Source organism: Paenibacillus sp. PAMC21692 (assembly GCF_014303795.1).
GTDB lineage: Bacteria > Bacillota > Bacilli > Paenibacillales > Paenibacillaceae > Pristimantibacillus > Pristimantibacillus agaridevorans.
In genome coordinates, this window is the sequence record NZ_CP060293.1 from 4573954 (window position 1) to 4593954 (window position 20001).

Sequence of the window (20001 nt, forward strand, 5' to 3'; positions counted from 1 at the left end):
GATATCTCTGCGTTTAGCGCTAATAAGTCGAAAGCCGCACGTGAAATGGACGAATTGACGGCGAAAGCGAAGAAGACCGGAAGCGGATTTGACGAAGCAGCGGCCTCGGCGAAAAAACTGGCGGATACGCAGGGTCAAATCGGCAAACTTACGAATGTCCTCGATAATACGAACGCTAAGATCGATTTACAGCGGAAACGGCTGGCGGACTTGAAGCGTGCGTATGACGAAACGTTTAACGATAAGGATCGGGACAAACTACGCACGCAAATCGTACAGACGGAAGGCGCGTTGTTATCACTCGAGAAAACATCGGATGCAACCGCTAAGAAAATATGGGAACTCGAAGACAGTCTCAATTCGGCCGGAGATGGCGCAGAGAAGATGTCGGGTAAAATGGAGTCCTCCGTCAGTAAACTCGGCGTTGCCTACGGAGTTGTAGCCGCTGCAATGACGGCAATTATCGCTAAGTCTGTCGATACGGCGGCCGCGTTCGAGTCGTCAATGGCACGTGTACAGGCGATGTCTAGCGCGACGGCGGCGGAGTTTAAGCGGCTCGAAGATCAGGCGATTAGCCTCGGCGTCTCGACCGTATTCAGCTCGTCGCAGGTGGCGGAAGGTCAGGCGTTTTTGGCCGTAGCTGGGTTCAAGGCTAACGATATCATAGCGGCTATGCCCGGATTGCTCGATCTCGCGGCGGCTGCCCAAATGGATCTCGGTCGCGCGGCGGATATTACTTCGAACATACTGACGGGGTTCCGGCTTGAAGCGGAGCAGACTGGACGCGTATCGGATGTACTGGCGAAGGCATTTACGTCGTCGAATACGTCGATGGAACAGCTCGGCTACGCCATGAAATACGCGGCTCCAATCGCGGCTAGCCTCGGTATATCGATCGAGGAGACAGCGTCCGCCGTCGGTATCTTATCGAACGCCGGTATCCAGGGCGAAATGGCCGGTACGCAGCTCCGGGTGATGTTACTCCGGTTGGTCAATCCGGTCGGCGACGCGGAAAAGGTTATCGAACAACTCGGTATCAAGACGGCGGACGCGTCAGGCAAAATCTTGCCTTTCTCCGATATCCTCCGTCAACTTCAAACGGCTATGTCCGGTCTAACACAATCGGCGCAAGCTGAGGCGGCCGCTCTTATCGCTGGAACCGAAGCGGCTTCCGGCTTTTTGACGTTGGTATCGGTAGGTGCAGACGAACTGGAACGGTTTACGGGTGAACTCGAAAACTCCGGCGGCACGGCGCAGCAAATTGCGGAAATCCAGATGGATACGTACAATGGCGCGCTGGAAGAGATGCGGTCGGCCTTGGAAGGCGTAGGCATTGCGATCGGCGACGATTTTAAGCCGGCAATGCGTGAGGCAGCCGAAGAGATTACGCGAATGCTGCTCGGAATAGCGGAAATGGATGACGGAAGCCGGGCGTTTATCGTGACAATGCTTGCGGTCGGTTCCGGAGTAGGCGTACTCACAACTGGAATCTACGGCATGATAATCGCGTTAAAAGCGTTATCGGCAGCGGGGAAAGTTTCTTTGGTATCTCTCGGCTGGATCGCGGGGATCGCGGCGGTAGTCGGAATGGCGGCGGGCGCTTTCGTGTCCTATAAGGTGAATGTAGAACAGGCAGCGGCGGCACAGCGGGAACTAAACGAATTGATTGAAAAGTCACCGATGAATCGCACAGCCGGCGAGGTCCAGGAGATGCGCGACAAGGCCGCTGAACTGAACGATGTACTAAAGGAACGCGAAACAGTCGAGAAGCGCTTGATAAAATTACGCGAAGAGTTTGCGCGTCAACAATCTGAGGCCGCCGGCGGTTTCGTTGCGCCTTCGAAGGAACTGACGGAAGCATCGAAAGAGCTTGACCGCCTGAACAAAGCACTACAGGAGTACGGATTTACCACGGAACAAGCAGCGGCAAAGGTGCGAGAATTGAACGCTGCGGTTGAAAAGTCTGTTCCGGCGCTATTTGAACTAACGAAAGCCGAGCGTTCAGAACTCGACGTTAAGTTAGCGAAGATATCGGCGACAAAGGACTTGCGTTCTGAATACGACGAGCTGACGAAGGCGGAAAAGCTGAGCGAGGTACAATCTGCCCGGCTTACGGAGGTTGTACGCCAGCTCGCCGAACAGTACCCGCAGCTTAATCAGTACATCGATGACGAGCAACGGTTGCGTACTGACGGGCTTACGGTACTTGACGAAGCAGTTGGCGCTGAGGAACGGTACTACGGACGTAAAGCGGACTTGATGAAAGAAAACCTTCGCAATATGCGCGAAACAGCTGTCGCGGAAAAAGCGCTTATCGATGCACGAGTCGCTAGTTTGAAGGAGTTTGCGGACGTAGCTAAGCAAGCCCCCGCTAATCTTCCGCCAGCAGCTCGGATGGCTGCACGTACGACGGCGAGACTCGCTACCGATGACGCCGCGAAGGAACAAAATAAGGCGGATTTACTCGCACTTGCAATCGCAGATATCGACGCGGCAATCGCTGGCACTGCGATATCAAGCGGCAAACCGCCTTTAAGCACAGGCACCGGAACACTCGACCTTGGCGGAGGTAGTAGCGGTAAAAGCGAGAAGCAGCAGACAACGCCAGAACAGCTTGCGCAAACTGCGTACCGGGCCGCGCTACAGATGTTGGAGAAACGGCGCTTACTCGGGACTCTGACGGAGCAACAAGAGGCGGACACACTCGGTCGACTAGCGAAACAGTACGAAAAGTACGACGATATCTGGATCGACGCAGAGTCGCGTCGTCAGCGGGTCGTATCGCAGATGGCTGCGGCTTCCGCGAAGTCTGCCGAAGAGACGGCCCGCGCATCCGAAGTAGCTCAACGGGCTAGCTACGACAAGTCCGCGGAATGGATCGAGATGGAAACCCGCCGCATGACGGAGCGCGGCGAATCCGAACGCGACATTACGGAAATGACGCTCGAGGCATGGACGCGTGTCCGGAATCGCTACGGTAAGGATACGGAATATTTCAAGCGCGCGGATAAGGCGATGTACGACGCGCGGATGTCGCTACGCCGCCAAGACGAAGCCAGCGCTAAGGCGCTTGCCGATGATGCGGAAAAGGCCGCGAAAGCAACGACGAAGTCCGTACTCGATAATATCGACGCGCAACGGAAAGCGGAACTCGCGGCGTTGGACGAGCGGAAAAAGGCCGTTCAGAAGTACTACGACGATATCCTTCGTATCATCGACGAGTCGGAGCGCGGCCGGGAACGTCAGTCCATCGAAGCCGAAGCTGCTAAGTACCGGAACGCGACATCCGAGCAAGGCAAGAAACGTTACGCCGAGCTACAGGAACAACTCCGGAAGATGGACGTCGAGGACAACCGGCGGGCGCTACAGGACGAACGTGACGATAAGCTGGCGGCACTCGATCAGCAGAAACACGATATCGACGCATGGTACGGCGACTTGAAGACGGCGGCCGAATCGTTCAATGGCGACATGATTACGTTGTATCAGCTCACGGAAGATGAGCGGTTGAAGGCGTTCGTCTCAACAAACGCGGAGATTAAAGCGGAAATGCTTCGGTTTCAAACGGAAATGGCCGCAATTACCGCGAAGCAATCGGCAGCAGCCTCCGTAACCGATCCGCTCAAAGCGTCAACAATCGCGCAGATGAAGGCGAACGCGGCCGCTTGGCATACCGCAACGCCCGAAGTCAAGGCGCTGTTATCGGCGGATAATCAACGGCTCGGAACGTCAATCGGCGCTAATTACGACGGAAGCTCCGGTAAGTGGTTCGGTTCCGATGGGGCGTCACTGTTCCACACGGGCCGCGACGGACTGACCGGCCGGACATTCAACGCTGGCAACATGCTAATGCCGGACGAAATTACGGCGATTCTCCGACGCGACGAGTACGTATTTACACCAGGGCAACTCCGGAGTTTAATCGACGGGGCTGGCAGCGGTGGTGGTACGAACGTAACAATCGAACGAATCGTCGGCGTGGAAATGAACGATACGACGTTGGAAGACGAAATCGACGTACGGGCAATCGGACGGGTCGGCGTAGACATGGCGACAGAGATGGCGCGGAACAACTTTACGGGAGGTGCCTAGTAGTGGCGTATGGATTTACGTACAAGGGGCGGCATTGCTCGGAGTTGGGCGCGCGCCTTCTTCGCTATGTCGTAAATAGCCCGGAGCTGCGCGAGTATGAAGACGAACCGGCCGGACTGCCCGGCGTACTCGACTTCGGGACCGAACTCGGTAAACGCGAAATCGAAATCACCGTCGATATCGATCCCAACGCGGTCGAATTCAAGCGCCGGCAATCCGAAATATTAACGTGGCTCAAACCGACGGCGGCCGTGGGCATACTCGTATTTGATGACGTGCCGGACCGGTTTTACTACGCCAAGCTATCGGGACGTTTGGTTCCGGAGCAGATCGGACGCTACGGTGAGTTCCGGTTTACGATGAAATGTACGGACCCGTTCGCTTACGGACCGGAGCGGATACATGAGGACAGCCTAACGGCTAGTCCTTTTTTGTTTGCGCTGGAATCCGAAGGGTCCGAGCCGACGCCGCCAGTCATCGAATTAACGAATAACGGGGCGGGCACGATTAACGAGTTTACGTTGACGATCGAATATGAAACCGAATAGACGCGGAAGCGGCTACGGAGTAACAACTACGAAGGAGTGATAAACGATGGCATTAGCGGTATCTAATTATCTAGCGGACGCGCTACTTAACCAGGCGTTCCGCAACATCGCATGGACACGGCCCAGCACGGTATACATCACGTTGTACACGTCCAATCCGACAGCGGCCGATACAGGCACGGAGGTAACTGGCGGGGCGTATGTCCGGCGGGCGGTTACGTTTGGTGCACCGGCTACTGACGCAGGCAAGCGTACGATTAAAAACAGCGCGGAGGTTGCGTTTCCTACGGCTACAGCCGATTGGGGCACGGTAACGCACGTTGGCATCCGAGACGCAGCCACGGCGGGCAATCTGCTATTTTACGGTGCAGTCGGAAACCCTCGTACGCTGCTCGTGAACGACTTGCTTAAGTTCCCGGCAGATTCCGTCGCATTATCCCTTAACTAACGAAAAAATAACGAGGTGAAAACGATATGTCAACGTTATATCCCGCAATGGTCAACTCGCCAGTAACCGAGTTATCGGCGGCAATCGATGCGGCGGCAACGACGATTACGGTACTTAACGGTAATGCGCTGCCAGACGCGCCTAATATCGCGACGATCGGACAGGGCGATACGGCTGAGACGGTCCAGTACAGCGGCAAAACGGGGAATACGCTTAGCGAGGTTGTGCGTGGATTCGAAGGGACAGCGCGTTCGTGGACGTCGGGAACGAAGATAGCGAGGAATTTTACCGCGTACGATTACGATACGATTCGGACGAAGCTCGACGAAGGCCAAACAATCCCCGCCCCAATCGTACGTGGCCCCAACGTCATCAACGCTACACAGGCGAGCGGGGCTACGTTTAAGGTGCTGGGCTGTACACTCTGCAATTGGGCGGGTCGCGGCGGAAACTTTGAAACGGATAGTAATAGCGATGGCTTAGCGGATGGATGGCTAGCCAGCTTAAAGGGCGCTACTGCATCGTTATCCACGGAATCGGTCTCGTACGGTCTCCGAGCGCAACGCATTACGTCCACGGCTGGAGACACAAACGTCTCCCGCGATATATACCGCACATTCGCCGACCTTGATTCGACAAAGTACTATGTTGCAATCGTCAATGTTGTGACAGACGGCAGTACCACGGCTCGTTTGACAGTTGGGGCCGCGAACATCGAAACAACTGCTGCATCTGGCGTGCTGCATATTAAGTTTACGGGGGCTACTTCGGCAGTTGTGTACTTGACTAACCGCAAGGCGCTCGGACAAGTCGGATGGGTGCAATTCGATGGCTTCCGCCTCTTCGAAGTAACCACCGCCGAATACGCCGCCATAGGCACGACGATAACTGGCGAAGCGATTGACCGCCGTTGGCCTTACGTGGATAGTGTGCAGCATTTGCAGGGTGTGAGCGTTCGGAAGACGGGAAGAAACTTAGTACCGCCGTTCAGCCAATGGACGGTACATGCGAATGCGAAGGTATTAGAGCCGTATAAAATGCAGTTGGATGCAACTGGAGAGTTTCAAGCAACTATAGTATCAATACCAGTAGTTCCGAACCAGACGTATACATTCACTGTAAAAGGGCAACAAGCTGGTTGTTATTACTACGGTATTGAATACGATTCGGCCGGAGCCGTTATTACATCGGTTCTTTTCACTACTAACGGGCAGTCAGGCGACTTAGTAAGGCCTTTCACGACTAAAGCAAACGCTGCAAGTATCAGCTTTCGCGCTCTTAATCAAGGTCCTCCTCACAATACTGGCACGTTCATATTTAATCAGCCGCAAATTGAAATTGGTACAACATCCAGCCCATTCGAAGCACGCGTTGACCAATACGCCCACGCTCCAATCAAGCTTGCCAGCAACGTCGACCGAACGATTGCGGACAGCTACGACAGCGCGACGGGGCAAGTGTTTAGACGGTATGTGATGGATGTTAAGTTGGATGGAGCGTTAAGTTGGTCACTTCACGATGATCAAACAACCTTCAAGCGCATAAAGGTTAGCAATACGGGCTTGGGCGCTCCATGGGTTGCGGGTAGCGGGCGTATGGTCAAGTACAACGGCTCGATTATTCCTAACGGTTCGTCATCTGCTGGTGCTGACATTCATTCAAATCCATCTGACGGCATTCTGTACCTGTCGGTTGCTGACGCCGACTCCGGATGGACTGATACGCTTAACCCGAATGCCAACGCCATCAAGGCGCTCATGAACGGATGGAAGGCAAACGGCAACAACGGCACCGTATACAACTCGTGGGTATCGATTCTCGACGGCAGCGCCCCACCAACAAATACGGAAGCGTATGTCGCCGCAAACAAAGCGCCGGGATGGGACGCATACGCGACGCTCGACTACGTGCGGGCTACGCCGATTACGGAGACGCTGACGGGCGATCTTGGCGCGCTGTCGATGGTTAAGGGCGGTAATGCGGTCGAGCTGCTGGAGGGCGTGATTGTTCGCGAAAAGGCAACCGTGAGTTATAACCCAAACGGTGCAGGATTTTATCGCATCAATGTAACTGGACATCCAAGCTATACGCCTAACTCACCGCTTAGTCGACGTGCAGCCAGTATAATGTGCGTCTATAGAGATAATCTCCCGGATGATAGATGGAGTTTTCTAGCCGATCCCTACGCATACGGTTCAGTCGTGGCCCAAATCACAGCAGCAAATTACGATCCTGCCGCCGAATACTACGTCGATTACATCGTCCTGGACAAGTACCAGTATACGACCAACGCCGTAGACGCAACGCTTGTCTATCAATCCACGCTAGGCGGGGCAGTTGCGCAGAATACACAGGATATAGCGCGTATCAAAGCGCAAATGGGTGTTCACGAATGGCAACTGATGCTAGACGAGGCGTATGCGGATAACTTGCGGATGGATCTCGACGCAGCAACCGCCCGCGCAACTAACAATATACGCGCATTGTCGCAGGGAGGCATGATCTAATGGCAATCGGAGATCGCACACCAACAGAGCTGATCGCGCCAACAGCGCTATCGGCTACAGCTACGGTCCGCTACACCAACACGGCAAGCAATCGTACGCAGATGACCGCGCTTGTCCTGTCCAATACGGGCAGCTCGACGCGGGTCGTCACGATTTATAAAAACGGTACAGCCGCCACCAATCAAATTCTATCGTCCATTACGCTGGAGGCAGGCGCATCCGTCATCATCGACTTGGTCGGCAAGGCGCTCGTATTTACCGGGACGCAGACGCTTGCCGCCAAGCAGGATACGGGCACGGACGTAAATATCTACGCAACGGGCGTAGTCGAGCAGATTGCGTAAGGGGGATACGGCATGATTAGAGCGTTCGGAAACGTACGGGGCATCACGAATCAACCTCCGGGGCTACTTGTCGGCCTTGGGTCGGGTAACGCGGAGCCGGGCGAGGTACTGGCGGGCAAACGGTTTACGAACGATCGCGGGCAGCAGACGGGCACCATGCCGGACCGAGCGGGCGATACGGCGGCGTTATCGAGCGTAGTGAGCGGTACAACGTTACGACTTCGGGCGAGCGAAGGGTATCGCGACGGGACGAATGATTTTGTGACGATTACGGATGCGGACTTTGTGCCGGCGAATATCCGTAAGGACATGGATATGTTCGGTGTGACAGGAACGATGATACCCTCCGATGAAGCATTCCCAGGGGACTTCGAGATTCTGAGGGTTAACGAAGTCGAGGTAAGTAGGGACGGCGGTACTAGCTATGGGTTGGTAGGGGCGCCTGTATACGTGAATGCTGTTGGAACCTATCGAGTATCGTTTACTTTAAAATCAAACCTTTCGTACCCTGTGTGGGGTCACCTTTACTATAACGGTGAGCCAATTGCAGGTGGTCCCTCATCTGGCGGTTTGATTGGGGCTGAGTATACAATTGCTGCCGGCGGTGCATCACAAGTCTTCACCCAAGACGTTTTTATTGACCCGACAGGACTGACGAATTACCGGGTATATGTCGCGCTTCGTACCAGTACTTCAAGTGCATTCCCCGTCTATACTTCTAACCTAATTTTCAAGAATGCTGTGAAGCCTTTAGTATCGAAGGCCGTGGTCTAAGGAGGTTTAAACATGAGATACCGTTATCAATATACGGACGAAGCAAGCAAGCAATCTCTTATTCTCGAGCATGCAGATAAGAATTTGGTCGAGCAGCAAAATATTCAGGAGGGCGATTTTCTGGTATTTGCAGACGAACCTATCTCTACTCCACCGCAGCCACTCGAACAAGAAATTGCAGACCTTAAAGCGCAACTCGCACTTGTCCAGACTGCGCTTGATGATCTCATCCTTGGAGGTGGGCTGTAATGGCGGCATATATGGCACAAAGAATTATCGATGGAGTGTATACGTATGGGTATGTGATTGACCGCCGTCCTGACCTTAAAGACGGTATCGACACACATTTAACCGATAACGGTCATGCAGATTTGATTGAGGGCTCCGCATAAGCGGGGCCTATTTTTATTACGGAAGGAGGCGCGTATAAATGTTTAATCAAACGGCATTCGGCGCTACTCCGTTCAATCGGCCGTTCCTAACGGAAATATTCTTCGCTGCTACGTTATCCGGCGAGGGAGACATATCCGCTTCCCCTTCCGTCACCTATACGGCATCGCTCGTAATGTCCGGAGAGGGTACGTTGTCTTCCGATTATATCCGCGAGTTGACGTACGCCGCCATCCTAAACGGAGAGGGCACGTTATCAGCCGAGATGTCCCGCGAAATGATATCCGCCGCGATTATGTCCGGAGAGGGAACGCTAGTCGCTCGACCACGCAAGTATCACGTTCAATCGCTTACCGTGGACGGACCGTTCGGGCCCGGCGATAAGATTACGGTCGACTCCGGGCGGCTCCGCGTATTGCGTAACGGTGAATACACGGCGTACGACGGCGACTTTTTCGACTTGTATCCGGGCGAAAATACGTTGACATATTCGGATAGCAACGGGGCCAGAACGGTACAAGTACGCGTGACGTGGAGGGATCGCTTCCTATGATACGTAGCAGACTCGAAGTCCACTCGGTTATTAACGGTCAGCCGGCCCGGCAGATTCTCACGGCGGCCACGGACGTATGCGTGAAGGAGACGTTAAACGGTCAATTCTACGTCACCTTTTCGTACCCGCGACTACCCGACGACAATAGCCGGTATGCTGCGTTGGCCGAGGCGAATGAGGTCCGGTTTCCCTCCGATCTATCTGACGCAGGGCTGGCCGGTCAATACTTCGTTATCAAACGTGTCGATGAGGAGCGGCGGGGGCTCCGCGTATACAAACGTGTCGAGGCGCATCACGTCGCCTTCGATCTCAACCGTTATTTTTACGACGGATATATCGATTTCCTTGCCGCGCAGCAGCCGACGCATCAACTCGGATTACTTGCGTTAGGGACACCGTATACGTTTACCGTCGAGGGTACGTTCCCGGCAACGGATATATTCGAATGGGGCGAGAAGCGGCGGTTCGACTTGTTAAACGAAGTCCGGGCGCTCTATAACGGCGAGTTGGCGTTTAACAATACGGCAATCACGTTAACGACCCGACGCGGCGGTAATTACGGCGTTGAGATCCGTTACCGGAAGAATCTAACCGGTATCGTCCGGAAATCTCACGATATGGAACGGATTACGCGGCTGTATGGCTACGGTAAAGCTGGACTCACGATCGAAGGGTTGCCGGGACATTCCGTTAAGTATATCGATAGCACATACGCTACGCCCGGTCACATCTACGAGGGTTCCGTCGAGTTTCCGGATATCGACGATCAAGCCCGGCTGCTTGCGGAGATGCAACGTTATCTAGCGACCGTTGAGCTTCCGAAAGTGGCGTACGAAGTCGATTTCGTTGAGCTCGAAAAAGTCGACGTAGATTTCCGGGCGGAGGCGATCCGTAGCGTTGGCGACACGGTTACGATCATCGACGAATCGATGGGCTACCGGTTTGACGCGCGGGTTACGGAGTACGAACGTTATCCGTTTGAACCGAAGCGTGCCCGGATTGTCCTCGCCAATTTCCGCGAGCTGAAAACGGCCGATTACGTATTCCAGGCGACCGTCGGATCGAAACGGGCGATTACGTATACGACGAAGAATGCCGTACTCAAAGGCGTTAAATACGACGATTCGGTTACGCTCGTCGACGGATTCGGCATGCGGGTATCTGACGATATGAACCGGACGATGGTACGTTTGGGACAGACGGCGCCGGGCGAGTACGGATTAGCGCTGTTTAACAAGGCGGGCGTCCGTACGATATGGCAGGATAGCGCGACGGGGAACGCGTACTTCTCCGGGACGCTACAGGCGGCTAACGGGTCGTTTTCCGGATCGATTACGGCGACGTCCGGTACGATCGGAGGCTGGACGATTAATAGCGGAAGCTTATCCGGGTCAGGCTCGATTATCGGCGGGAGTATTATCGGGAGTAGCGTTTCGGGCGGCAGCGTTATGGGCACGACAATTACAGGTGGTACGATTACGGGGACAACAATTCAATCGGCTGCAAGCGGTGACTTCGTACGTCTAACGAGCGGATTTGCTACCATAACGATTCATAACGATAGTAACCTACAAGCTAGTTTGCAGATCCAAGGCGGAAATGCTGGCGGGCAAATCTGGAGTCCACGCGGAGGGCCTATTCAACTTGGAATTTCTGGAAACACAATCAACGCTGTTGGCGGTATGAATTTTTACAATTACACAACGTTCAACGCCGGTGTTCACTTTGACTTAGCGGCCACGGTTACCGGATTTACAATCGCACATGTGGCTGGGCTTCAGACACAACTCAATTCGCTTGATGCACGAATTACGGCGCTAGGAGGCTAGTCCGATAGTCTTACGATTCCAGCCGTTGTATAATGGTGGAAAACTATCGGAGGTATGCGCTATGAAAAAATTATCGTATTTTATCACAGGAACGCTTGTTGGCGCGGTTGTCATGACGGCTGGCTCCGCATTCGCTTCGGAGATTAAGCAACTTGTCGGCGCGAAAGTCGGCAGTGTTTGGGAGCTGCACGTCAACGGCGAAGTAGTCGGCGATGTACCGATTATCAGCGGTAGTAGCTACGCACCTGTCCGTCAGATTGCGGAGATTGCCGGAATGGACGTCGATTTCACGCAAGGAAAAGTGTTCCTCGAAACTAAGGAGGACGGTATAGAGATGGGTGAACCAACGAGGGTTGACGTAGTTGAATCACGGCTACGTTACTTAGATGCTATTATCACAGGCGAGAAGAACGCTATATTCGGTTACGAGACGTTAATCAAACAAGAGAGTTCGCCGAAGAACGAGGTCGTGGCAATTTACCGCGAGAAGATTGCGGTTATCGAGGCTCGGATCGCAACGCTCGAATCCGAAATTGCCGATCTCGAAGCGGAACTCGCCGAAATCGAGACAAATCCGCTATATACGCAATCCGGCACATCCGGTAACAATCCGCTACATGAGTAATGTTTGAATATTAATATGCAACGCCAACGAAGCCCTATCGGACCTAACCGTCTGATACGGGTTTTTTCGTTGTGCAAAAACGGAGGTATAACGTGGCTCATATTACGCCTAAACTCGAAATTCTCGTTAACGTCAACGAACCGGTCGCGGAGATTAATAACGTCATCTACGCGTTCCTGCAGCATCATCCCGGCCGCGAAACGGAGATCCTTACGGCATTACAAACGGAAATTACGGCAGCAATCGAACATTACAAGGGGGACGCGCAATGAATCTCGTAACTATTAACGGAACTACCGGAACACTGGCGTCGGCGGCTGGGGCAATTATAGCGTTCGCATTCGGACATTGGACGGAGGCGTTGACGTTCCTATTAATCGCGTTCGTCATCGATATTATTACGGGCATCTACGCCAGCCGAGCGGAAGGTCGCGGATTATCGTCTTCAATCGCAAGTATCGGGGCCGGCAAAAAGGGGCTCGCGTTACTCGTCATAATCCTGGCGCACCGGATCGATATCCTACTCGAACTCGACGCGATCGTGATGACGGCGGCCGTCTACTTCTACGTGGCTAACGAGTTGGTTTCGATTACGGAGAATCTCGGTCGTGCCGGTATGCCGTTACCTCCGAAAGTCATCGATATTATCGACGTGTTGAAGACGAAAGGTTCCGCTAAGAAGGAGGAGTAACGCATGAGCTTAACGGTAACGAAGATACGTGTATACGTGTCCGGCGGCAAGGTTTATCGCTGCGACGGTAACTATACGAAGAAAGCGACCGATGTCCGCTACGTCGTCATCACCGCAGCCGAATACGACATCAAAGCGGTCGCCCGGACTGGAGCGAAGCCTACGGTACTGGCGCGGGAGAATAACGCGGAATTGGCGATCAACTTCCCGTATTATAATGATGCTGACCGGGCATTACTCGGTACGGCTATCGTAAATTGGACAAAAGGGGCTACGCCCCTTGCATACGAAACGTCGAAAACGCGTGGCCGTGCGGAGTTATACCGTGAGCCGTCCGGTAAATACGGGATTGCCACGTCGCCGCCAGCCATCGTTGATTTTGCGGTACAGGGATCGCCGGAGTTGTTACGGGCTGGCGCCGTTGTTGTAGCGGAATCGCATAAACGGGATCAGCTGTCGATATCGCTCACGGACCGGAGTCAGCGTACAGCGGTCGGTATCCGCGCCAATGGAGACGTTGTATTCGTCGTATCGGACGGACGGACATCGTACGATATCGGGCTTACATTCGAGGAACTGGCGTTGGTATTCCGGGATCAACTCGGCTGTATTAACGCGATCAACGGCGACGGCGGCGGATCATCGATTCTGTACGTCAAGTCGGCCGGAGGTGCCGTTAACCAGGCGTCTAACCGGAACGCTGAACGTGGGACCGGTTGTGCACTCGTCGTCACGAAGAAGGCCGTCGTTGTCCCGCCGAAACCGGACGCTGGGCTTAACGTTGATATCGACGCCGGTCACGGTCCGAATACGGCCGGCAAACGTTGCCCCGACGATTCCATGCGTGAGTTTGCGTTTAACAGCGTAGTCGCCCGTTACGTTGCGGACGAGCTCGCCGGATATACGACAGATACGGGAAAACCTGTATCCACACGCTTCGTTCACGCAGCCGACGGAAGCCGGGACGTACCGCTGTCGGAGCGTGTGGCGTTCGCGAACGGTAAACCGGCAGACACTTACGTGTCCATACACGCTAACGCGTTCGGCTCCGGCTGGAACGACGCAAACGGAATCGAGACGTATGCGGCTACGGTGGCAAGCGCGACTTCCGTTAAATTAGCGCAGGCGGTACAAAAGGCGTTGATTTCCGCTACAGGACGTCGGAATCGCGGAATGAAGCGAGCGGACTTTACCGTTATCTCCAAAACGACGATGCCGGCTATACTTGTGGAGGCGGGCTTCATGAGTAATCGCGAGGAAGCCACGTTGCTCAAATCGGATAGCTACCGGAGGAAGGTCGCGGCCGCTATCGTTGCGGGGCTCGTTGACGTGTACGGGCTACGGCAGAAAATCGTTGCTGAACCGGAGAAGCCTACGAAGACGACGAAGGACGTAACGATTACGTCGGTGAACGTTGAGGTGAACGGGACGCGGGTCCTGGACGGACACATTATCGAGGGGACTTCGTATGTGCCGGCGCGGGCGGTTGCAGAGTCGTTAGGCGGGGCGGTCACGTGGGATGAGGTGGCGTGGACGGTTAAGGTAACGCGATAACGGTACGTCGTTATCATTCGGTAGACTGATGTTAGGGTAACGAAGTATGAAGGAAACTGGCGGTCGCTGACGGAATCATTCGTAGGTGGCCGCCATTTTTTCGTTTATGCTGAAAATAATGTGCTGACATTATTACGCTACGAATGTAGGCAGTGATTTTTTTTTACCACTTATATCGTTCGAGTATTGATTTATTATAAAATATAAACGAGGTAAAAAATAGGAGGCTTAATATGAGGTTAAAAAATATCTCTATTAGAAATAATCCAACACTTGGAGATCTAGACATTGATTTTTGTAACTCAGACGGGAAAGTTTGTGACACAATAATTTTAGCTGGGGAAAACGGAACTGGAAAATCAACTATATTGAACATACTTTTTGAGCTTTCTGAATTTCGTCCTATAACTGTACCTAAAGATGAAATTAGAACGTTTCAAATAGTTCTTAATGAAAGTGAAATTGAATTACTTTCAGGCTTGCAATCATTTACTGATGGCGTTCTTAATGGTGAGATAACTTTAAAAATTGACTACTCAATGGCTTTTAACTGGAAAGCATTTTCAATTATTTTTTATGACAATTATAATAATTCAAGAGAAATGGATGCTAGTGTATTGCAAAACCACAAATACATAATGAAATCACTTTATTCGGATGTTGAAATAAATTTTAATCCACAAGAGATTAATTCCGTCACATCCAAGGATGTTGATAAAAAACAAGAGGTCAGCATAAAATCAGATACGAATTTAGCTACAAATATAGCTCAATTATTAATTGATATAAAAAATATAGACGATTCAGATCTATCCGATTGGGTAGAAAACAACCCTGGAAAAATACCTCCCGATGAAATGAAGAGTATTAGAATGAATAGATTTAAAGATGCATTTCATTATATGTTTCCATTTAAAAGATTCAAAGGAATCACAAATAGATCTGGCAAAAAAGCTATCTTATTTGAGGAACATGGAAAAGAGATAAGTTTAAATGAACTCAGTTCTGGAGAAAAGCAAATCGTTTATCGCGGTGGCTTCTTACTAGAAGATATAAAAAGCAATCAAGGGGTACTTGTGTTAATTGACGAACCCGAAATAAGTTTACATCCTTCTTGGCAACTTAGAATTATGAATTTCTTTAAAAGGTTATTTACGAACGAAGATGGCAATCAGACATCACAAATAATTGTAGTTACGCATTCACCTTTTATTGTACATGAACAGAAAGGTTTAAATGAAAAAGTAATTATTTTGACTAGAAACGCTGCTGGCCAAGTTGAAGTATCTACTGAACCTCAATTTTACGGATGGACAACGCAAACGACTATCCAAAAAGCATTTAATATACACTTTGATTTAAAGCAGGATAAACCGGTGGTATTTGTAGAAGGTGAGACGGATGAAAAATATCTTTTGAAAGCAATGGAGGTATTTAATATTTCGTTAAAATCACTTGAAATAATATGGATAGGTAGGACTATTGAGAACGGTAAAACTGAATTTACTGGTGAGTCAGCATTGAGTCAAACTAAAATGTTTCTATTAGCCAATCCAAAATTCTTAAAACAAAAAACTGTTTTGTTATATGATTCTGACACCAAACAAAGAGAACAGGATTTTTCAAATCTATATGTAAGAATAATGCCATTTATTAGAGATTCTAATATCAAGAAAGGGATAGAAAATCTGTTGGTTTTCCCCTCGGATTTCCCAAGAAATCAATTTTATCGTACCTACAAATCAGTAAACGATTATGGTGGGGAAGCAACCCATGAGGAAATCCAAAAGGCTAGCCTTTGTGAATGGATCTGTAGTCTACCAGATAATGAATCAAGAACATATTTAACACACTTAAAAGACGTATTAGAGAATTTGAATAATTTATTATCCGAAACGGAAACAGTTATCTCTTAAGTCAATAACTTATTAGCAAGGTCTTATTCAGCTAATGTTGAAAATAAGTTCAATTTAATTACGTTGCTATCATGTGACGCGCACTTCTTGAAATCGAACGTATGTTCTTGTATCATGTAAATATACGATAAAAAAGGCGGTGGCGTCACATGATACAGGAAGACGTAGAGGCCGGATTAATACGCAGTTACGTGGCACAAACACACTTAATTATCGCGATTCAACGTAGTCAGGCGGATATGAATTCGACAAGGACAACGCTAAGTGGCGTATTGTTACGGTGCCTCGATTACTTTGCGCTCACGGCCCGCGAAGAGATGAACGTAATTAAACGTGACCTTTATCGTCAACGCATCCGCATAGAGGACGCCGTGGCCGCGCGGACGAGCGGGTTGTTCGAATATCGTTGCCGCGATCGCGTGGACACGGTCGAACTCCGACGCGACGAAATACAAGCGGAAGTGTCCGCGAGAATGGCGCGATATATGCAGGCGGTATCCGCGAGCTTCCGGGGAAAGCAGCGGGCGTAGACGTAAGGCGGAATAGGGCGGTCACCAACGTATTCTCTACGCCAGCAACCGCCCCTTTTTTAAAAGATTATGTAGTGTGTAAAGCAAGTGGGATATTATCATATTGATATAATTAAGGCCGGATAATCTGAGTAAGTGAATTATGGAAATTAAAGGTTTGAAGAACTCTAACTCACTTACTATACGAATCACGTGCTGCTATTATAAAGATTACTTCTTTGTGTTCGGTGTTGGTGGTTTTTGTACTTGTCCTGGTCGATTGGTAGATGTGCCCTCATTGAATTTATCTCGTTTTACTATAGTGGTTCCTTTTCCTTGCAGTGGATTATTCCCTTTATTACTATTAAAAGACGATCCTGAGTCACGTTGAAACATACTTAATTACCACCTCTACAATATAATGTAAAACGAAAATCAGAAATGACCAACTTATGTATTTGAGTCCGTTGTCGTAATCATCTGTCTTTTCTTCTATTCTCTGACGGTTTGCGATCACAGCATCTTTGTAAGTGGCAGCTATTGAGAGATGAGTGTCGTTAGCGGGTTCTAGAGCAGTTTCTTCATTAACTATATTTTCAAGAGTTAATTGGGCATATCCGTTAGATTTAAGAGATCTATAGAAGAAAAAAGCCGCAACTAGAAAAAAGACTACAACAACTGCTTTAAAAATAAGACTGTACGTAAGATAGCCTATGTCTTTATTTACAGGAGTGTTTGACACTGCAAACGTGATGAACCCACCAAAAAATATCCCAGCAAAAGCAAGTGCTATGTTTGTTTTTGCTTCTACTTGCTTAAATCTATCAATTTCTTCGTAGTACACGGTTTTAGCAGTATCTAGTATTGCAATACAGCTTTGTGAATCGTATTCTTTAGGGTTAACCTCGGGTGAGATGTGGATCACTCCTACGATTACATAATTTATACTATTATACCAGTAAAAAAAGCAATAAGAAAGCATTGCTGGGATGTATTGATAAAAAATATCATTAACCATAATATCGTAAAGGAGATTGATTGATCTATCGGTTGCGCTCCGATCTAGCAGCGTGGTACAATAATTTTGCGAGTTATAGGGTGCGCTTTACTCGACGATTACGAGTTTAGCCGCGTCAGGATTCGGATGCCGTCGTTAAGCCAACGTTTAAGCAACCGGAAAAAGTCTTACGGTCACTACCGAATATTACGAGATGGCCCGCACAGGAAACGCCTTACGACGCATGGCATAGACGGTTTTGTGCCAACGCCGTAAAACTTAAAATCCTGCGGTAGGTGACTACCGTACCGGTTCGATCCCGGTCCTCGGCACTTCAAATGCATTTAATGGAATTACATAGCGTTAGTTGTTTTAACATCAGTTAGAACACGGACACCTCCATCATATGATGGAGGTTTTTTGTTGTGCGAGTAGCGTTATCCTTCGCATGCAACCCCGTCGCCATCCCGATCAAGCTGAGAACGATAGCCAGGGTCGCCTTTATGCAGGGGAGCAGCTCCTGCTGCCTTGACCGCCGTACAGTTCGCGTAATACGTTTCCTTCGTAGGCTGCGGTTCTTGCGATTGCTCGGCCGTCTCCGGCTCGGGAAATAGCTTAGAGGGCTTATCAACGACGAATAAGACCTTCGTCCCATTGGCATATTCCGACAGTTGATTGCCTACCCAGCTCCCGGCCCCGCGATTATCGCTGGCATCGATGTAGGCGACACTGGCTCCTTTGCCGCCTTCCTCGCACATGGCCATCGGCCATTCATCACGGTCATAACCTGATCGGGTTTCAATACCGGCAAGCGATTCCTTGCGATTAGCTTCCGCGCCTTCACGATCAATTGTGCAGATATTGGAGAAACCCTGTTCAATAGCACCTTGAATATGAAGCGCTGTTTCCGGATATTTATCGCTGGGGAATACCAGCTCGATATCGTAGTCTGTCGGTTGTGATATGTTACTCCCCGTATAAGTGCTGCATGCTGTCAGAAGACACAGAAGAGCAATTATAATGATGTTTCTGCTTAACAAAAATTCTAAGCTCCTCTCATGATGACTAGACTGGCAATCGATCAACTTTGCCGATCTTTATGCGCTACTCCCCCTAGTGTAAAGGAATCCGGAAGTTTCTACAATATTGGCACGCACAAAAAAAACTCCCGGACAGGAGTCTTTATGACAACTGTCCAGAAGTTATTCTGCTTTCTTATTCGTTGCTGCTCACGCTATCGTCCGGGGAACCCGTGGAGCCGGGAGTCGAGGAGGCAGCCGCTGGAGCCAGTTCGGGCTTCAGCTTGGCATCCACGTACGTGGATACTTTGGCTTCGGTTATGACTTGCGGATACATTTTGTCTGGATCCGGTTGCACGACTTCAACGCTTATCAGCGCTTTATCGCCTTCGAAGGCGATAGAAGCAATGCGCAGCCCGTAACCTGGATGCGGCAGCTGAGCAGAAACCGTAACTTTGTTTACATCCGCATTAACGGCATCGACGCTAAGCTCGAAGTCGTAGGCTGGTTGCTCTGGCTCGGGTTCGATCGGCGTTTGCTCCTCCACGAACCGGATTCCGTCGAACAGCCAACCTGCCGCTTCGCCACGCGCAATTGCTTTAGTAGGATGGAAGTTTTGTTTGTCGTCCAGGGATACGATTTTGCTGATTAGCAGCTTCTGGATGCTGTCCATGTACTTCGAGTCGATGTCCGCCTCGTCATTAATAAGCATGAAGATTTCAATGAACGCGTAGTCGCCTTTGGTCATCATCGCTTTAAACAGGTGATGGGCGTATTGCTCTTTCGTAATTTTATCGGTCGCTTTCACGTCCTTGGGAATGCCCAAGTCGTAGAAGTCCGCAATAACGAAAGCCTGGGAGTACCAAGCATCATCTTCCAGATTAGGGTGGTTGTCGCTTGCCAGCGGCATACGAATAAAGCGTACATGATCAAGGTTAAGATCCAGGCCTTTCACGATCATGGAAATGGCAGAAGCGTAAGACAGTGTGCCATTCGGCTTGAACTCGCCATCCGCATATCCGGAAAGAATCCCTTTTTCCTTTAATGCGTTGATTTTGTCTGCATTCGGATCCTTGGATACGTCGGAGAAGGCCATGACGGATTGTCCCAACGTGAAGAGCAGGACCGCGACGATCGCCATAATAAACAACGGTTTCTTCTTCATCAATTTCACCTCTGATTTTGTTTTTTGCAGCTGCATTGTC

The 20001-nt window shown here is 50.6% G+C and carries 18 protein-coding genes and 2 pseudogenes; 16 read left to right on the forward strand and 4 right to left on the reverse strand.

Annotated elements, in window-relative coordinates:
• Positions 1 to 45 precede the first annotated feature (45 nt).
• The 16 genes from H7F31_RS18075 (at position 46) to H7F31_RS18150 (ending at position 16801) form a co-directional block, all read left to right on the forward strand.
• Entirely contained in the window at positions 46 to 4092 is a 4047-nt protein-coding gene (locus tag H7F31_RS18075; protein ID WP_187099913.1) for a phage tail tape measure protein, read from the forward strand.
• Between the two features lie 2 nt (positions 4093 to 4094).
• A complete protein-coding gene (locus tag H7F31_RS18080) occupies positions 4095 to 4640 on the forward strand; it encodes a distal tail protein Dit (protein WP_187099914.1) in 546 nt (181 codons plus the stop codon).
• A 46-nt stretch (positions 4641 to 4686) separates the two neighbouring features.
• Positions 4687 to 5088, forward strand: coding sequence for a phage tail fiber protein (locus H7F31_RS18085; RefSeq protein WP_187099915.1), 402 nt, complete (start codon positions 4687 to 4689; stop codon positions 5086 to 5088).
• Positions 5089 to 5114: 26 nt separating this feature from the next.
• Positions 5115 to 7595 (forward strand): hypothetical protein, encoded by a 2481-nt coding sequence (locus H7F31_RS18090; RefSeq protein ID WP_187099916.1) that lies wholly within the window; start codon positions 5115 to 5117, stop codon positions 7593 to 7595.
• Positions 7595 to 7939, forward strand: coding sequence for a hypothetical protein (locus H7F31_RS18095; RefSeq protein ID WP_187099917.1), 345 nt, complete (start codon positions 7595 to 7597; stop codon positions 7937 to 7939). Before H7F31_RS18090 ends, H7F31_RS18095 begins: the two co-directional genes overlap by 1 nt.
• Positions 7940 to 7951: 12 nt before the next feature.
• The gene (locus tag H7F31_RS18100; RefSeq protein WP_187099918.1) at positions 7952 to 8713 is read left to right on the forward strand and encodes a hypothetical protein; all 762 of its coding nucleotides are present in this window, start codon (positions 7952 to 7954) and stop codon (positions 8711 to 8713) included.
• A 12-nt stretch (positions 8714 to 8725) separates the two neighbouring features.
• On the forward strand, positions 8726 to 8962 hold the full coding sequence (locus tag H7F31_RS18105; protein WP_187099919.1) for a hypothetical protein: 237 nt from the start codon (positions 8726 to 8728) through the stop codon (positions 8960 to 8962).
• On the forward strand, positions 8962 to 9105 hold the full coding sequence (locus H7F31_RS18110) for a hypothetical protein (protein WP_187099920.1): 144 nt from the start codon (positions 8962 to 8964) through the stop codon (positions 9103 to 9105). Before H7F31_RS18105 ends, H7F31_RS18110 begins: the two co-directional genes overlap by 1 nt.
• 38 nt (positions 9106 to 9143) lie before the next feature.
• Positions 9144 to 9656 (forward strand): phage distal tail protein, encoded by a 513-nt coding sequence (locus H7F31_RS18115; protein WP_187099921.1) that lies wholly within the window; start codon positions 9144 to 9146, stop codon positions 9654 to 9656.
• Positions 9653 to 11485, forward strand: a complete 1833-nt coding sequence (locus H7F31_RS18120; RefSeq protein ID WP_187099922.1) for a phage tail protein — start codon at positions 9653 to 9655, stop codon at positions 11483 to 11485. Before H7F31_RS18115 ends, H7F31_RS18120 begins: the two co-directional genes overlap by 4 nt.
• A 61-nt stretch (positions 11486 to 11546) precedes the next feature.
• Entirely contained in the window at positions 11547 to 12110 is a 564-nt protein-coding gene (locus H7F31_RS18125; protein WP_187099923.1) for an ABC transporter C-terminal domain-containing protein, read from the forward strand.
• Between the two features lie 92 nt (positions 12111 to 12202).
• On the forward strand, positions 12203 to 12382 hold the full coding sequence (locus H7F31_RS18130) for a hypothetical protein (protein WP_187099924.1): 180 nt from the start codon (positions 12203 to 12205) through the stop codon (positions 12380 to 12382).
• Complete coding sequence (locus tag H7F31_RS18135; RefSeq protein WP_187099925.1) at positions 12379 to 12801, forward strand: phage holin family protein; 423 nt, start codon at positions 12379 to 12381, stop codon at positions 12799 to 12801. The genes H7F31_RS18130 and H7F31_RS18135 overlap by 4 nt, the downstream gene beginning before the upstream one ends.
• A gap of 3 nt (positions 12802 to 12804) precedes the next feature.
• Positions 12805 to 14355, forward strand: a complete 1551-nt coding sequence (locus tag H7F31_RS18140) for an N-acetylmuramoyl-L-alanine amidase (protein WP_187099926.1) — start codon at positions 12805 to 12807, stop codon at positions 14353 to 14355.
• A gap of 233 nt (positions 14356 to 14588) precedes the next feature.
• Complete coding sequence (locus H7F31_RS18145) at positions 14589 to 16271, forward strand: AAA family ATPase (RefSeq protein ID WP_187099927.1); 1683 nt, start codon at positions 14589 to 14591, stop codon at positions 16269 to 16271.
• A 149-nt stretch (positions 16272 to 16420) separates the two neighbouring features.
• Positions 16421 to 16801: a YhjD family protein gene (locus H7F31_RS18150; protein ID WP_187099928.1), complete on the forward strand. Its 381-nt coding sequence runs from the start codon at positions 16421 to 16423 to the stop codon at positions 16799 to 16801.
• Between the two features lie 361 nt (positions 16802 to 17162).
• On the opposite strand, the gene H7F31_RS18155 is transcribed toward H7F31_RS18150, so the two are convergent.
• From H7F31_RS18155 to H7F31_RS18165, 4 genes and pseudogenes are all read right to left on the reverse strand, one after another.
• Positions 17163 to 17624, reverse strand: coding sequence for a hypothetical protein (locus H7F31_RS18155; protein ID WP_187099929.1), 462 nt, complete (start codon positions 17622 to 17624; stop codon positions 17163 to 17165).
• A 590-nt stretch (positions 17625 to 18214) separates the two neighbouring features.
• Positions 18215 to 18316, reverse strand: a pseudogene (locus H7F31_RS34220) (excalibur calcium-binding domain-containing protein); the annotation flags it as partial.
• A gap of 90 nt (positions 18317 to 18406) precedes the next feature.
• Positions 18407 to 18775 (reverse strand): annotated as a pseudogene (locus tag H7F31_RS34225) (DNA-entry nuclease); the annotation flags it as partial.
• 217 nt (positions 18776 to 18992) lie between these two features.
• Positions 18993 to 19961: an S-layer homology domain-containing protein gene (locus tag H7F31_RS18165; protein WP_261800039.1), complete on the reverse strand. Its 969-nt coding sequence runs from the start codon at positions 19959 to 19961 to the stop codon at positions 18993 to 18995.
• Positions 19962 to 20001: the final 40 nt, after the last annotated feature.

Bases quoted from the DNA above. Each gene is read 5' to 3' on its own strand.
- H7F31_RS18125 (WP_187099923.1), top strand. From the start codon at position 11,547: ATGAAAAAATTATCGTATTTTATCACAGGAACGCTTGTTGGCGCGGTT.
- H7F31_RS18090 (WP_187099916.1), top strand. From the start codon at position 5,115: ATGTCAACGTTATATCCCGCAATGGTCAACTCGCCAGTAACCGAGTTA.
- H7F31_RS18145 (WP_187099927.1), top strand. From the start codon at position 14,589: ATGAGGTTAAAAAATATCTCTATTAGAAATAATCCAACACTTGGAGAT.
- H7F31_RS18100 (WP_187099918.1), top strand. From the start codon at position 7,952: ATGATTAGAGCGTTCGGAAACGTACGGGGCATCACGAATCAACCTCCG.
- H7F31_RS18110 (WP_187099920.1), top strand. From the start codon at position 8,962: ATGGCGGCATATATGGCACAAAGAATTATCGATGGAGTGTATACGTAT.
- H7F31_RS18105 (WP_187099919.1), top strand. From the start codon at position 8,726: ATGAGATACCGTTATCAATATACGGACGAAGCAAGCAAGCAATCTCTT.
- H7F31_RS18115 (WP_187099921.1), top strand. From the start codon at position 9,144: ATGTTTAATCAAACGGCATTCGGCGCTACTCCGTTCAATCGGCCGTTC.
- H7F31_RS18120 (WP_187099922.1), top strand. From the start codon at position 9,653: ATGATACGTAGCAGACTCGAAGTCCACTCGGTTATTAACGGTCAGCCG.
- H7F31_RS18150 (WP_187099928.1), top strand. From the start codon at position 16,421: ATGATACAGGAAGACGTAGAGGCCGGATTAATACGCAGTTACGTGGCA.
- H7F31_RS18140 (WP_187099926.1), top strand. From the start codon at position 12,805: ATGAGCTTAACGGTAACGAAGATACGTGTATACGTGTCCGGCGGCAAG.
- H7F31_RS18095 (WP_187099917.1), top strand. From the start codon at position 7,595: ATGGCAATCGGAGATCGCACACCAACAGAGCTGATCGCGCCAACAGCG.
- H7F31_RS18085 (WP_187099915.1), top strand. From the start codon at position 4,687: ATGGCATTAGCGGTATCTAATTATCTAGCGGACGCGCTACTTAACCAG.
- H7F31_RS18135 (WP_187099925.1), top strand. From the start codon at position 12,379: ATGAATCTCGTAACTATTAACGGAACTACCGGAACACTGGCGTCGGCG.
- H7F31_RS18165 (WP_261800039.1), bottom strand. From the start codon at position 19,961: ATGAAGAAGAAACCGTTGTTTATTATGGCGATCGTCGCGGTCCTGCTC.
- H7F31_RS18075 (WP_187099913.1), top strand. From the start codon at position 46: ATGGACGAATTGACGGCGAAAGCGAAGAAGACCGGAAGCGGATTTGAC.